This is a genomic window from Corallococcus interemptor, from assembly GCF_003668875.1.
Classification (GTDB): domain Bacteria; phylum Myxococcota; class Myxococcia; order Myxococcales; family Myxococcaceae; genus Corallococcus; species Corallococcus interemptor.
On sequence record NZ_RAWM01000017.1, the window covers coordinates 18,091 to 31,174 of the forward strand.

The 13,084-nt window shown below is 71.0% G+C and carries 11 protein-coding genes; 3 read left to right on the forward strand and 8 right to left on the reverse strand.

What is annotated here, in order from left to right; genetic code table 11:
- Nucleotides 1-8 precede the first annotated feature (8 nt).
- The gene (locus tag D7X96_RS08970; RefSeq protein ID WP_120546395.1) at nt 9-752 is read left to right on the forward strand and encodes a heme oxygenase-like domain-containing protein; all 744 of its coding nucleotides are present in this window, start codon (nt 9-11) and stop codon (nt 750-752) included.
- Between the two features lie 7 nt (nt 753-759).
- On the opposite strand, the gene mhpA is transcribed toward D7X96_RS08970, so the two are convergent.
- The gene (gene mhpA / locus D7X96_RS08975) at nt 760-2,400 is read right to left on the reverse strand and encodes a bifunctional 3-(3-hydroxy-phenyl)propionate/3-hydroxycinnamic acid hydroxylase MhpA (RefSeq protein WP_121723342.1); all 1,641 of its coding nucleotides are present in this window, start codon (nt 2,398-2,400) and stop codon (nt 760-762) included.
- 444 nt (nt 2,401-2,844) lie between these two features.
- Between mhpA and D7X96_RS08980 the strand changes: the two genes are divergently transcribed.
- Together D7X96_RS08980 and D7X96_RS08985 are read left to right on the forward strand one after the other, a co-directional pair.
- The gene (locus D7X96_RS08980; protein ID WP_147468264.1) at nt 2,845-3,639 is read left to right on the forward strand and encodes a class I SAM-dependent methyltransferase; all 795 of its coding nucleotides are present in this window, start codon (nt 2,845-2,847) and stop codon (nt 3,637-3,639) included.
- 107 nt (nt 3,640-3,746) lie between these two features.
- A complete protein-coding gene (locus D7X96_RS08985; RefSeq protein ID WP_120525317.1) occupies nt 3,747-3,947 on the forward strand; it encodes a hypothetical protein in 201 nt (66 codons plus the stop codon).
- Nucleotides 3,948-4,015: 68 nt separating this feature from the next.
- Here D7X96_RS08985 and D7X96_RS08990 read toward each other — a convergent pair whose 3' ends face one another.
- The 7 genes from D7X96_RS08990 to D7X96_RS09020 form a co-directional block, all read right to left on the reverse strand.
- Nucleotides 4,016-5,341 carry a cytochrome P450 gene (locus D7X96_RS08990; protein ID WP_120546398.1) on the reverse strand — a complete coding sequence of 442 codons (1,326 nt, stop codon included), beginning with the start codon at nt 5,339-5,341 and terminating at the stop codon, nt 4,016-4,018.
- Between the two features lie 105 nt (nt 5,342-5,446).
- A complete protein-coding gene (menE, locus tag D7X96_RS08995) occupies nt 5,447-6,913 on the reverse strand; it encodes an o-succinylbenzoate--CoA ligase (protein ID WP_121769489.1) in 1,467 nt (488 codons plus the stop codon).
- A 42-nt stretch (nt 6,914-6,955) separates the two neighbouring features.
- Complete coding sequence (gene menC / locus D7X96_RS09000) at nt 6,956-8,110, reverse strand: o-succinylbenzoate synthase (protein WP_120546400.1); 1,155 nt, start codon at nt 8,108-8,110, stop codon at nt 6,956-6,958.
- A gap of 12 nt (nt 8,111-8,122) precedes the next feature.
- Nucleotides 8,123-9,043 (reverse strand): 1,4-dihydroxy-2-naphthoate polyprenyltransferase, encoded by a 921-nt coding sequence (locus D7X96_RS09005; RefSeq protein WP_120546401.1) that lies wholly within the window; start codon nt 9,041-9,043, stop codon nt 8,123-8,125.
- On the reverse strand, nt 9,040-9,891 hold the full coding sequence (menH, locus tag D7X96_RS09010) for a 2-succinyl-6-hydroxy-2,4-cyclohexadiene-1-carboxylate synthase (protein ID WP_121769490.1): 852 nt from the start codon (nt 9,889-9,891) through the stop codon (nt 9,040-9,042). The genes D7X96_RS09005 and menH overlap by 4 nt, the downstream gene beginning before the upstream one ends.
- A complete protein-coding gene (gene menD / locus D7X96_RS09015) occupies nt 9,882-11,651 on the reverse strand; it encodes a 2-succinyl-5-enolpyruvyl-6-hydroxy-3-cyclohexene-1-carboxylic-acid synthase (protein ID WP_121769518.1) in 1,770 nt (589 codons plus the stop codon). Before menD ends, menH begins: the two co-directional genes overlap by 10 nt.
- A complete protein-coding gene (locus D7X96_RS09020) occupies nt 11,651-12,946 on the reverse strand; it encodes an isochorismate synthase (RefSeq protein WP_120546403.1) in 1,296 nt (431 codons plus the stop codon). Before D7X96_RS09020 ends, menD begins: the two co-directional genes overlap by 1 nt.
- Nucleotides 12,947-13,084 lie beyond the last annotated feature (138 nt).

Here is a 13,084-nt window from a genome sequence, read left to right on the forward strand (position 1 = left end):
TCCCCCCCATGAGCAAGCCCCTCGTCGAAGAGCAGTACCTCCCCCACGTCTCCGACGTCCGTCACCTGCTGGCGAACGGTCCCCACGTGACGACGCTGCTGGACCCCAACGTGGACCCCGCCCTGCTGGAGGCCTTCCTCATCCAGCTGTGTGCCCTGGGCGTGTACATGACGGAGCCCGTGGACGGGTGGATCCGCCGCGCCGGTGAGGCGTGTGTGAAGGCGGGGATGGTGGACGTGGGCGAGAAGCTCATCACCCACGCCAAGCACGAGGCCGGTCACCACCTGATGATGGTGGAGGACACGAAGAACCTGGTGGCCGGCTGGAACGCGCGCCGCTTCCCCAAGCTGGACGCGGAGGCCCTGATGGCGCAGGCCCCCACCCGGGCCATGCAGGAGTACCGGGAGATCCACGAGGAGACCATCGCGGGCCCCATGCCGGGCGGCCAGGTCGCCATCGAGTACGAGATTGAAAACCTGTCCGTGGTGTTCGCGCCGCGCCTGATTGAGCAGTGCAAGCGCGTGCTGGGTCCGGACGTGATGAACTCGCTGTCGTTCATCAAGGAGCACGTGGAGCTGGACGTGGGCCACACCGCGCTCAACGAGGTCATGCTCAACAAGCTGCTGGGCCAGAAGCCCGAGCACGCGGCGACCATCGCGAAGACGGGCGCCCGTGCCCTGGACATCTACCTGCGCTTCTACGGCGACTGCATGGCGAAGGCGAAGCAGCTGCTCCAGTCCGCCGCCGCCTGAGGACGCCTCACGCCCCCAGCTGCGCCGCCCGCCGGGAGTTGCGGTTGCCCCAGCGGGTGAGCGGCCGGATGGACTGCTTCAGCGACGCATGGACCTGCGCGACGCCCGCGCGGTTCGTGGCCGCGTAGACGTAGCGGTCCGGGCGCAGGACGACCAGGTCCGAGCCGTGCTGGGCGAACCACTCGCCCAGCTTGCCTTCCAGATCCACCACCTCGCCGGAGCGGCCCGCGCCCGAGCGCGCCGCCGGCGCCACGGACAGCCACACGCCGCCGACGTCCTCCGCCAGCGCCTTGGCGGCCTGCTGGACGTCCGCGGGCGCACCCGGCCGCGTGAGCACCGCGAAGCGGTGGCCGATGACGTCATCCAGCGGGCGCTCCCCTTCCTCGCCGTGCTCCACGCGCGGCTGCGGGAAGTAGGCGCCTTCCGCCGCCTGCTTGGACTTGCCGCGCTTGCCGCCGAAGAGGAACCCTTCCGCGTGGAAGAGGCTCGGCTTCATCTTGTACTCGCGGATGAAGGGGCCGGTGACGGGCATGTAGTACAGCAGCTTGATGAAGGCGTTGCGCGCGCGGGCCATGAACGGGCCGCCCGACGCCAGCATCGAGCCCAGCGAGTCCGACAGGCGCATCATCTCCGCGGCGTGCGGCCGGCGCTCCACCTCGTAGGTGTCCAGGAGCGACGCGTCCGCGGCGCCGCCCAGCACGTGCGCCAGCTTCCAGGTGAGGTTCGCCGCGTCGCGCAGGCCGGAGCACAGGCCCTGCCCCAGGAACGGCGGCATCAGGTGCGCCGCGTCGCCGAGCAGGAACACGCGGCCCACGCGCCACTTCTCCGCCATGCGGCTGTGGTACGCGTAGAGGTTGACGCTCTTCACCTTCACGGTGTCCGGGTCGATGAAGGGCGCGATGATGCTGCGCACGTACTCGGGCGTCTTCACGTACTCCAGGTCCTGCCCCGGCTTCACCAGCGTGTCGAAGCGGATCTCGTCGTGCGCGGTGCGCGTCACGATGCCCACGCGCTCCGGGCCGCAGGGGTAGTAGGTGAAGTCCGGCGCGGACGACTGCGTCTCCACGGAGACGGCCAGCGCGTGCTCCAGCGCCGTGGTGCCCTCCAGCTTCAGGCCCAGCCGGCGGCGGATGCCGCTCTTGGCGCCGTCGCACGCGAGCAGGTAGCGCGCGCGCACCGTCAAGGTGCGGCCATTGACGTTGTCCTTCACGCGCACGGACACGCCTTCGTCGTCCTGCATGAAGGATTCGACTTCGTGGCCGCGCCACATGCTGACGTGCGCGAAGCGCTCCAGGCCGCGGTGCAGCGACGCCTCCAGGCGCGGCTGGTTGAAGAGCGAGCCGATGGGGTGGCCGTTGGGGCGCTCCACCTTGGTGAAGTCCACCTCGGCGAGCATCCGCATCTCGTCATCCACGTAGGTCATCTTCAGGCACGGGTGGAAGCCCGGCCCCAGCTCACCCGTCAGGCCCGCGGCCTGGAAGATGCGCTGCGCTTCGTCATCCGCGTTGATGGCGCGGGACTGGGTATGGGGGGTGGTCTCCTTCTCGATGACCACGGTGCGCAGGCCGTACTGGCCAAGCAGGTTGGCTGCCATGGCACCCACCGGGCCGCTTCCGACAACGATCACATCAACAGATTCCGGAGCCATTACTCCCTCCCGTTGTGTGCCAGCTGAACCGTTTGAACCGAGCGACCAGACGACCGAAGCCCCCCTCGGTCGTAAGTAATAATACCTATAAACTTCAGCAACCCCACCCTGGATACGCTGTTTCAAGGCGATCCTGGTTGCCCGCCCCCTGAGTCAGAAACACCCGGTCCGCGCGCTTCCGACTGCCTGATAATCAAACGCACCCCTCCAGAAACCTTGCAGTGCTGAGCAGTCCCCTCGGTCCGCTGTCTGCCTTTCGCGCCGTGATTTCCTGCAAGGCTTTAAAGTTTTTGCGGCGGCGGCAGGAATACAGGGTTTATTTGGATTCTCTGGACTGCGAATGTGTGCGGATGCCCCTGGAAGGCGCCCCTTGTACGTCGCTCGGGACTGCGGGACAGTGCGGGCGTTGTCTCCCCCCTGAGCCCCTTGGAGCGCCCAGCGATTATGCCCAGACTGCAACTTTTTGAATTGGAGGATCAGCCCTGGTTCCCGAAGGTGTTGCGTCGCGGGGTGACGGACTTCCTGGCGTACGTGTGGAGCCTGTCGGACGAGCGCTATTCGGAGTTCGTGAAGCGGCTCAAGGGCGCGATGGCGGCCATGGGCGAGACGCAGCTGTTGGACATGGCGTCGGGCAGCGCGGGGCCGGTGCCGAAGCTGCTGGAGATGCTGGAGTCGCAGGAGGGCTACCAGGCCACGGCGCTCTTGACGGACCTGTACCCGGAGATCTCCGCGTTCGAGAAGGCCAAGGCGGCGAACCCGGGCCGCATCGACTACGTGACGACGCCGGTGGACGCGACCGCGGTGCCGGCCACGTACAAGGGCTTCCGGATCATGTGCAATTCGTTCCACCACCTGCCGCCGGAGATGGCGCGCAAGGTGCTGGCGGACGCCGTGGCCCAGCGGCGGGGCATCGCCATCATGGAGCTGGTGGAGCGGCGCGGGCCGGCCATCGCGATGACGGCGGCGGCGCTGATCAACGTGCCGCTGACGACGCCGTTCATCCGCCCGGTGCGCGTGGACCGGCTCGCCCTCACCTACCTCATGCCGCTCATCCCCATCGCGGCGGCGTTCGACGGCGTGGTGTCCTGTCTGCGCACGTACTCCGTGGAGGAGATGCGCGAGCTCACCCACGGTCTGAGCGACGACTACATCTGGGAAATCGACCGGCTCACCAACCCGGGGAACCCCTTCGGCCTGATGATGCTCATTGGCCGACCCGCCACCCCCTCGAAGGCCTGAGTGGCCTGTCAGCAGGAGGTCAGTGACGCCCCCGGCCGACGCGGGGCGTCGTGATTTCCGGGTTTGAAGTGGGTTCAATGGCCGCTCCTTCAACGAGGAGCAGGCCCATGGAATGGCTCGAATTCAAGCGCTGGTCTCCCGAAGTCCAGCATGCGCTGGCACTGCAGGCGGCCCGGTTGGGCCAGACAGCGATGCACGCCGAGCCGCCGCGGCCGTCCGCGACGATGGTCGCCGCGCACCGCCTGTGCACGCTGCTGCGCCAGTATCCGCGCACCAACCCCTGGGGACACCCCGCGTCCGAGTGCTGAGACGCGGGTGAAACACCCGGCCCGTCCGTGGGGGCGCCACGGGCGGGGCGGGTCCCTGGTGGTGGGCCTCAGGCCCCGCTGGGGGTCCAGCTCACCCGCAGGTGCTGGATGGCGCGGATGGTCAGCGACTGCGTGTGGCCGAAGTCCGGGTTCTCCTCCAGCTTCAGGTCCGGGAGCTGATCCAGCAGCAGGTTGGTGGCGATGAGCGCCTCCAGCCGCGCGAGCGGAGCCCCGATGCAGAAGTGGATGCCCCGGCCAAAGCCCAGGTGCGTGGGGTGGTGCCGGGAGATGTCGAAGTGGTCGCCATCCGGGAGCAGCGTGGCGTCACGGCTGCCGGACGCGTAGAGCAGGAGCAGCCGCGAGCCCCTGGGCAGCGCGACGCCCGCCAGTTCCACGTCCTCCGTCGTGGTGCGGATCATCCCGTGCGCCACGGAGTCGAAGCGCAGCGTCTCCTCGATGAGGTGCGGCACCAGCGAGCGGTCCTCGCGCAGCTTCTGCCAGAGGCCGGGCTGGATCAGGGCCTGCTTCCAGCACTGGGCGAGCAGCGCCGTGGTCGTCTCATGGCCGGCGGCCAGCATGCTGCCGGCGATGGCGATGATCAGCTCCGGCAGCGTGAGCGCCTCTCCGTCCGCGTCGGTGGTGACCAGGTAGCTGATCAGGTCGTCGCGGGGCTCGTCCTCGCGGGCGCGGATGAGGCGGGCGACGTAGTGCTGGAAGGTGACCCAGCTGCGCGCGAGCGGCGGCTGCTCCTCCGCGGGGACGCGGGTGAAGATCATCCGGAAGAAGTCGTCGCACCAGCGCTTGATGTCCGCCATGTCCTCCTGGGGGACGCCCGCCATGCCCAGGATGACCCGCACGGGCAGCGGGTACGCGAACTCCGTCACCAGGTCCGCGTGGCCCCTGCGGGCGAAGGCCTGGATGAGCTCCTCGGAGACGGCGCGGATGGGCGCCTCCTGCGCGGTGATGCGCTGGGCGGAGAAGCCCCGGCCCAGCAGCTTGCGCAGCCGGGTGTGCGCGGGCGGATCCGAGTTGATCAGGCTGTCCGCCAGGGGATAGCCCTCGGCGAGCACCGCCAGCGTCTGGGGGGACAGCACCGAGCCCATGTTGCCCAGGTCCGCCGACGAGTAGCGCGCCGGGTCCTTCAGCACGTGGCAGATGTCCTCGTAACGGCTCACCAGCCACATGCCCAGCATGGGGTTGTAGCTGACGGGCGCGTCCCGCCTCAGCTGCGCGTAGAACGGATGCGGGTCCTCGACGTGCGGTCCCGCGAACGGGTTGTACTGCGCGCCAAGATGGGGGCACTTCATGGCGCCAGCGGCCTTGCTGGCGTTCGCCTCGACGTGGATCGCTTCGGACTGCCCTTCCACCTTCACTGCTTCCACTGCGGTACTCACCGTGAGCTTCCTCTCAGGATCCCCCCACAACGGAATATTATAACCCAACCTGACAGGTCTTCTCAGCGAGTCCTGCCAGCCCCACCCATCAAGAAATCAGGGTGCTCACGACCCTGACTGATACGGGGGATGAGGCTGAGCGTATTTGCGGAGGACGGGGCGCTCCACCTTGCTCATCGCGTTTCGAGGAAGTGTTTCAATTGCGACAAAGCGAGTGGGCACCTTGAACCGCGCGAGCGACTGGCGGCACCACGCGTCCAGGTTGTCGGGCAGGGCGTGGCCGGGGCGCAGGACGACGAAGGCCACGGGCACCTCGCCCCAGTGCGGGTCCGGCACGCCGACGACGGCGGACTCCAGGATGGCCGGGTGGTTGGCGAGGACGGCCTCGATTTCGGCCGGGTAGATGTTCTCCCCTCCCCTCACGATGAGGTCCGTGCGGCGTGACAGCAGGGTGAGGCGACCCTTCGCGTCCAGCACGCCCACGTCGCGGGTGCGCAGCCAGCCGTCGTGGAAGGCCTCGCGCGTGGCCTCGCGCTGGCGCCAGTAGCGGGCCATGAGCGTGGGGCCGCGGACCTCCACGTCCCCCTCCTGTCCTTCACCGAGCGTCGCGCCGTCCGTCCCGACGATGCGGACCTCCAGGCCCGGCAGCGGCGGCCCGGCGGTGCGGCCATCCGCTTCGCCGGGGCGCTCGGTGGTGACCTGGGAGCAGGCCTCGGTGAGGCCGTAGGTCTGGACGGCCAGGAGTCCCGCGGCGCGGGCGCGCGTGAGCAGCGCGGTGGGGACGGGACCGCCGCCGATGAGCGCGCACCGGAAGGTGTCGGGGAGCTTGCGGTCCTGCCTTGCGTCCAGCACCCGCTCCAGCGTGGTGGCGACGAAGCTGGCGTGGGAGGCGCCCTCCGAGTCGATGGCGCGGTTGACCGCGTCCGCGTCGAAGCGCTCGTGCAACAAGAGGCAGCCGCCCTCGTACGCGGTGCGCGTGAGCATGGCCAGGCCGCCGACGTGGAACAGGGGCAGCGTGCCCAGCCAGCGCGGCGCGGGATGTGCTCCCAGGTTCGCGGCGGACGCCCGGCTGGAGGCGCGGAAGGCACCTTCCGAGAGCACCGCGCCCTTGGGCCGCCCCGTCGTCCCGCTGGTGAACAGGATGACCCGCGCCGTGTCCGCGTCCCAGCTCCGGGCAGGCACGGGCTCGCGCGCCGACACGCTGCCGGGGAAGGACTCCAGCGACTCCGCTTCCGGGATCCGGGCTCGCAGGGACTCGAGCGCGAGCGTGAGCCGGGGCTCGACCTCGTCCAGCAGGGGCCCCAGCTCCGCCGGGGTGAGCCGGGCATTGAGCGGCGCGAAGATCGCGCCCAGGCGGCCGAGGGCCCAGAAGAGGAAGGTCACCGCCGGGTGGCTCGTGGACAGCAGCGCCACGCGCTCGCCCTGCCCTATTCCGCGCGCGGCCAGCGCTTCGGTCCAGCGCGTCACCTCTCCATCCAGTTCGCGGAAGGTCCAGCGCAGTCCCGCGAAGCGCAGCGCTTCGGCGTCGGGGTGCACGCGCGCGCCTTCGCGGATGGGGCAGTCGTAGATCATGGCCAGGCAGCTCCCTGAGGAAGGATCGCCGAGGCTCATGGATCAGCGGTCCCAGATGAGATCCGGGTTCAGTCCCAACCCGGGCATGTCTCGCAGCCGCACCAGCCCCTGATGCGGTTGATACGGATGATCTCTCGGCTCGTCCGCGAAGAGCCGCCCCACGGCGAGGCCGGAGGCCAGGTCTCCCGAGGGCAGCGCGGAGGCCAGGTGCGCGGCGCCCGCCCGGGCCACCACGCCGTCGATGGAGCTGGTGACGAACGCGTGCATGCCCAGGTGGGCCGCTCGCAGCGCCACCACCATGGAGGGCAGCAGCCCCCCGAGCACCATCGGCTTGATCACCACCGCGCCCACCGCCGGGCCACCGCCCAGGTCCATGGTGAGCAGCGTGCGCACCGCGGCCGGCGTGGCGAGCGTTTCGTCCGCCGCGATGATGCAAGGAGCGCGGCGCTGCACGCGCCACAGGGCCTGGAGGTCCTCCGGCGGCGTGGGCTGCTCCACGAGCTCCAGGTCGTACCAGCCCAACCGATCCAGGGCGCGGTTGGCCTCGGGTTCCGTCCAGCCTCCGTTCGCGTCCAGGCGGAGGCGCACGCGCGGCCCCGCCGCTTCGCGCACGGCGCGGACCCGGGCCTCGTCCATGTCCAGCGAGCGGCCCGCGACCTTCAGCTTCAGCGTCTGGTAGCCCTCGGCCACCGCTGCTTGTGCTTCGCGGGCCAGGTCCTCCGGCTCCTCCGCGCTCAAGAGCGCGTTCACCAGGACCTCCTGCCGCGCCTCCTCCGCCAGCAACCAGCACAGGGGCACGCCCTTGCGCTGGGCCACCAGGTCCAGCAGCGCCAGCTCCAGGCCGTGCTGTGCTGCGGGGACCCGCTGCTCGGAGTCGATGCCCCGGATCCGCGCACCGCGCTGGCGCATCTCCTCACTGGCGGACGGCACGAGCGTGGCTTCGATGCCCTCGATGCTGTCCTCCAGCGTCTGACCCTTGAGGGCGCTCAGCCACCCGCGCAGCACCGTGTGCGTGGTGGCCAGGGACTCCGTGCCGAACTCGGGCAGCGGCATCGCCTCGCCCTGCCCCACGTGCCCCTCCTCGTCGCGCAGCCGCACGAGGAACCCGTCGCGCGTGGCGTAGGAGCCTCGCGCCGTCTTCAGGGGATGGGTCAGCGTGAGATACAGCGGGGTGAGCGTCGCTTCGGTGATGCGCATGCCGCTCCTTCGTCAGCGCAGGTACAGGCCCACCGCGAACAGCAGCCCGAAGACCATCTGGAGCTTCGCCGTCCCGCCCAGCGCGGGGTTGAGCGCCGCACCCTGGGCCTTGAGCATCAGCTTCAGCGGCGGCACCACCAGCGGCAGGCTCAAGAGCGGCAGGAAGACCCAGGCGCTCGCGTAGCCCCTGGCGAACAGCAGGAACGGCGTGGCGTAGGAGGCGATCAGCAACACCACGTACTCCGCGCGGCCAAAGCCCGTGCCGAAGCGCACCACCATCGTGCGCTTGCCGGCCTTCACGTCCGTGCTCGCGTCGCGCTGGTTGTTCACCACGATGAGGCACGTGCCGATGGCGCCCACCGGCACCGACGCCCACCAGGCCGCGGGCGACACGAAGCCGGCCTGCACGTAGTACGCGCCCGTCACCGCGACGATGCCGAAGAAGATGAGCACGAAGAGGTCGCCCAGGCCGCGGTAGGCCAGCGGAAACGGGCCGCCCGTGTACGCGTAGCCGCAGAGCAGTGACGCCACGCCGATGAACACGATGGGCAGACCGCCCACCGCCACCAGGTACACGCCCACCAGCGTCGCCAGCGCGAAGCACGCAAGGCCGCCCATCAGCACCGTCGCCGGCGCGATGAGCCCGCTCTGCGTCACGCGCTTGGGCCCCAGGCGCTCCTCGGTGTCCGCGCCCTTCTTGAAGTCGTAGTAGTCATTGATGAAGTTGGTGCCGATCTGGATCAGCACCGCGCCCACGAGCGCCGCGACCGCGGGCAACAGGCGCCCCACGCCGTCACCAAACGCGAGCGCCGTGGCCACCAGCACCGGCACCGCGCCCGCCGTCAGCGTCTTCGGACGCACGGCCATCAGCCACGTCTTCAGCGAGGGACGCGGAGGAGCCGCACCGGGAGGAGTGGTCACCAGGGTCGTCACGAGTGGGTCGCCTCTCGCGCCAGGATGGCGTGTTCGAACTGCGGCGCTTCGTACCAGGGCGTCTGGAGGAACGAGAGCACTTCGCGCACGTACTCCTCCGGCGCCTCCAGGTGCGGAGCATGGGAGACCCCGGCGAATGCGTGCCGCCACACCACCGGCAGCTCCGCCGCCATGCGCCGCGCCAGGCCCGTGAACTTCACGTCCTCGGCGCCGGTGAGCAGCAGCGTGGGCAGCCGCTGGCGGTGCAGCTCCGGCCAGTAGTCCGGCTGCACGCCCAGGCCCAGGGTCTCCAACGCCCCGGAGAGCCCCTCCACCGTGCAGGCCTTGCGGCGCTCGCGAAGCGCGGCCTGCTCCGCCTCCGGCAGGCGGCGCAGCCCGTCGAACAGGGGCAGCGCCTCCCACCGGTCCACGAACGCGTCCACTCCCCTGGCGCGGATGAACTCCACGAGCTTCGCGTCGGCCTCGCGGCGCTCGGAGCGCTCCTGGCGGCGGTGCAGTCCGGGGGATCCGCTCTCCATGATCAGCCGGCCGAAGCACTCCGGCGCGCGCACCGCGGCGCCCAGCGCGATCCGCGCGCCCTGCGAGTAGCCGAGCAGATCCACGTGGCCGCCCAGCTCCCGGGCCAGGCGGACCACCGCGTCCACGGTCTCCAGGAAGCCGTCGCGCCCGAGCTTCTCCGGCAGCGGCGTGCGGCCGTGGCCAGGCAGATCCACCGCGACGAAGCGCACGGAGCGGCCGAGCAACGCACGCAGGTGCGCGAACGAGGCGCCGCTGCCGGTGAAGCCGTGCAGCGCCAGGAGCGTATGGGGGCCTTCGCCCCAGGTGTCGTAAGCGAGCGTCACGCCCATGATCCTTCTCCCAGTGCGGCGGCCATCCGCGCGAAGAGGTGCCGGTGCGCATCCACGTTGGTGGCCCGCTCCACCTGGACCTCCACCAGGTGGAGGCCGCCCTCCAGCCCGGTGCGCACCGCCGCACGCAGGGCCGCGGGCGTCGTGGGGCGCTCGAAGCGCGCACCCGCGAGCGCCGCCGCGTGCGACAGGTCCACGCCGTGAGGTGTGCCGAAGAGGGCTTCGAACTCGTCCTGCTTCGCCACCTGCGCCAGCGGCAGGAACGAGAAGATGCCGCCACCGTCGTTGTTCACCACCACGACCGTCAGGGGCACGCGCGCACGCGCGGCCGTCAGCAGCCCGCCCACGTCGTGCAGCAGCGCCAGGTCGCCGGACAGGAGCACCGCGGGCCGTCCCGCCGCCGCGGCCATGCCCGCCGCGCTGGACACGATGCCGTCGATGCCGTTGGCGCCCCGGTTCGCCAGCACCCGCATCGGCACGCCACCGCCGTGCGCGAACGCGTCCACCGCGCGGATGGGCATGCTGCTGGATACAAAGAAGAGCGCGTTCTCCGGCAGCGCCGCCACCACCTCGCGCGCCACGCGGGGCTCGGTCAGCGCGTCCTTCTGTTCGCCGAGCGCCTTCTCCAATGCATTGCGCGCCACGCGCTCCGCGTTCATGAAGTCCTGCGCCCAGCGGCCAGGGCCTCGCGACAGCCCCTCCGTCAGCGTCCGGCACGCGAGCACCGCGTTGCCCTCCACCACGCGCGTGGCCTGGTGCGCCGGGTCGTAGAGCGCGCCCTCGTCGCTGAAGACGGTGATGTCCGCGCCGGAAGCGTCCAGCCACTGCTGCGGCGACTTGGGCGTCAGGCCTCCGCCGAAGCGCAGCACCACCTGCGGCACGTGGCTCCGCGTGAACGGCTCATGGCGCAGGAGCGCGTCGTAGAGCGACACCGTCAGCGGGCCGCCGCCATAGCGCGCCTGCGACGTCGCCTCCGCGAGCACCGGGTAGCCCGTCGCCAGGCTCAGCGCGGCGATGGCCTCCGCGAAGCCGTCGTCCTCGTCACGGGGGCCGCACACGATGACGCCGTGCTCGTTGGCGGCGATTCGCGCCGTCACCTCCGCCAGCGCCATCGGGTCCGGGGCTCGCGACGCCTGCGCGATGCGGGTAACGGGCGCGTCCGTCCGCCCTTCCCGCGCGAGCGCCGTCAGCTTCTCCGCGCCGAAGTCCTGCGCGATGGGCGCCAGCGGTTCGCGGAAGGGCACGTTGAGCTGCACGGCGCCCCGGGGCGCGCGGCACGCGGTGCTCACCGCGCGGGCGGCCGTGGCGCGAAGGTGCGCGATGGAGGCGCTGTTCGCCTCCGGCAGGCCCACGTCCGCGAACATCCGCGCGAAGTCACCGTAGAAGCGCGCCTGCGGCACCGTCTGCGGCGCGCCCCAGCCCTGCAGCTCCAGCGGCCGGTCCGCGGTGAGGATGATCAGCGGCACCTGGGCCATGGCCGCCTCGATGACGGCCGGGAAGAAGTGCGCGCCCGCGGAACCGCTCGTCGCCACCAGCACCACCGGCTGGCGCGACTGCTTCGCCATGCCCAGCGCGAAGAAGCCGGCGCTGCGCTCGTCGATGACGGACCAGACGCGCAGGCCCGGCGTGTGTGCGCACGCGAGCGCCAGTGCCGACGAGCGCGAGCCCGGACACACCACCGCGTGCCGCACGCCGCCCCGCACCAGCTCCTCCAGCAGCGCTCGCGACCACAGCACGTTGAGGTTGGCGTCCTGGGGCATCACCGGCCCCCCAGCGCACGCAGCATGGCCAGACTCTTCATCTCCGTCTCCCGCCACTCGGACTCCGCGCTGGAACCCGCGACGATGCCCGCGCCCACGAAGAGCCGGGCCTTCGCCCCGCGCACCAGCGCCGAGCGCAACGCCACCACCAGGTGCGCGCGCCCGGGGCCCACCCAGCCCACCGGCCCCGCGTACCAGCCCCGATCCAGGGCCTCGTGCTCCACCAGGAACGACAGCGCGCGCTCGCGCGGCGTGCCGCCCACCGCCGGCGTGGGATGCAGCGCGGTGACGACGTGCGCGGTGTCCACGCCCTCCGCCAGCTCAGCGCGGATGCCCGTGCGCAGGTGCACCACGTTCTTCAGCGCCAGCACCGACGGCTGCGCGTCCGCGGACACGCTCGCCGCCACCGGCGTCAGCGCCTGGAGGATGTAGCGCACCACCGCCTCATGCTCGCGCCGATCCTTGTCGCTGGCATCCAGCGCCTCCGCGCCGCCCGGCGCCGCGGACCCCGCCAGCGCCTCCGTCTCCAGCCGGCGCCCGTCCACCCGGCACAGCGTCTCCGGCGTCGCGCCCAAAAAGCCCGTGCCGTCCGGCGCGCGGAAGAGGAACGTGGCGCAGCGCGGGTTCTGCTCACGCAGACGCGCCAGCACGTCCACCACGTCGAAGGGCTCCGGTCCCTCCGCCTCCAGCGCCCGCGCCAGCACCACCTTGTTCAGCTGGCCCGCGCCAATCGCCTCCACCGCGCGGTCCACCAGGGCCTCGAAGTCCCGCCGCGACGAAGCCGTGCGCAGCGCGACGGGCGCGCCCACCGGATGGCGATAGGACTGGGGGAAGGACGCCCGCATGCGCTCCAGCCGCGAGCGCACCACGTCCTCCGCCCCCGGCCCCTCCGGCGCGAAGACCGCCACCGCCAGCGCGCTGCCCTCGCGCCACACCAGCACCTCCGGCAGCGTCCAGCGCGCCAGCCCGTGCGAGCGCCACGCACCATCCACCGGCGCCGTGGGACTGAAGCGCATGCCGCCAAACCACGGGCCCGGCATCGTGGGTGATGCGGCATCCAGCCACCGCACGCTGTCGTGCCCCAGCGCGCCCAGCACCGCCGGCAGCTCGCCCGGCGACTGCGCCTCGAGCACGCCCGCCTCGCCCCACCCCGCCACCGCCTCGCGCGCCACCGGCCGCTCCCAATACACGGAGGGAACGCCGAGTCCGTCCACGCCGGCCAGGGGATCCACTCCGGGCAGCGGCATCATCCCGGCGACCCATCGCGGATCCTCAGCGGGACTGAGCGGCGTCATCAGCCATTCTCCTGCACCTCGGGGGAGGCGAGTGACATCACCTTCGATTGTCTTCTAAGCGATCTCGGCTATACATGCACCATGGAGTTCAAAACCGCTTGAACTCGATGGAACCCGAATTCCAGTAACTCCAGCGAA

Coding starts and splice junctions, on each gene's coding strand:
- D7X96_RS09020 (WP_120546403.1), bottom strand. CDS start 12,946: ATGACGCCGCTCAGTCCCGCTGAGGATCCGCGATGGGTCGCCGGGATG.
- menD (WP_121769518.1), bottom strand. CDS start 11,651: ATGCCCCAGGACGCCAACCTCAACGTGCTGTGGTCGCGAGCGCTGCTG.
- mhpA (WP_121723342.1), bottom strand. CDS start 2,400: ATGGCTCCGGAATCTGTTGATGTGATCGTTGTCGGAAGCGGCCCGGTG.
- D7X96_RS08980 (WP_147468264.1), top strand. CDS start 2,845: ATGCCCAGACTGCAACTTTTTGAATTGGAGGATCAGCCCTGGTTCCCG.
- menE (WP_121769489.1), bottom strand. CDS start 6,913: ATGATCTACGACTGCCCCATCCGCGAAGGCGCGCGCGTGCACCCCGAC.
- menH (WP_121769490.1), bottom strand. CDS start 9,891: ATGGGCGTGACGCTCGCTTACGACACCTGGGGCGAAGGCCCCCATACG.
- D7X96_RS08970 (WP_120546395.1), top strand. CDS start 9: ATGAGCAAGCCCCTCGTCGAAGAGCAGTACCTCCCCCACGTCTCCGAC.
- D7X96_RS08985 (WP_120525317.1), top strand. CDS start 3,747: ATGGAATGGCTCGAATTCAAGCGCTGGTCTCCCGAAGTCCAGCATGCG.
- menC (WP_120546400.1), bottom strand. CDS start 8,110: ATGCGCATCACCGAAGCGACGCTCACCCCGCTGTATCTCACGCTGACC.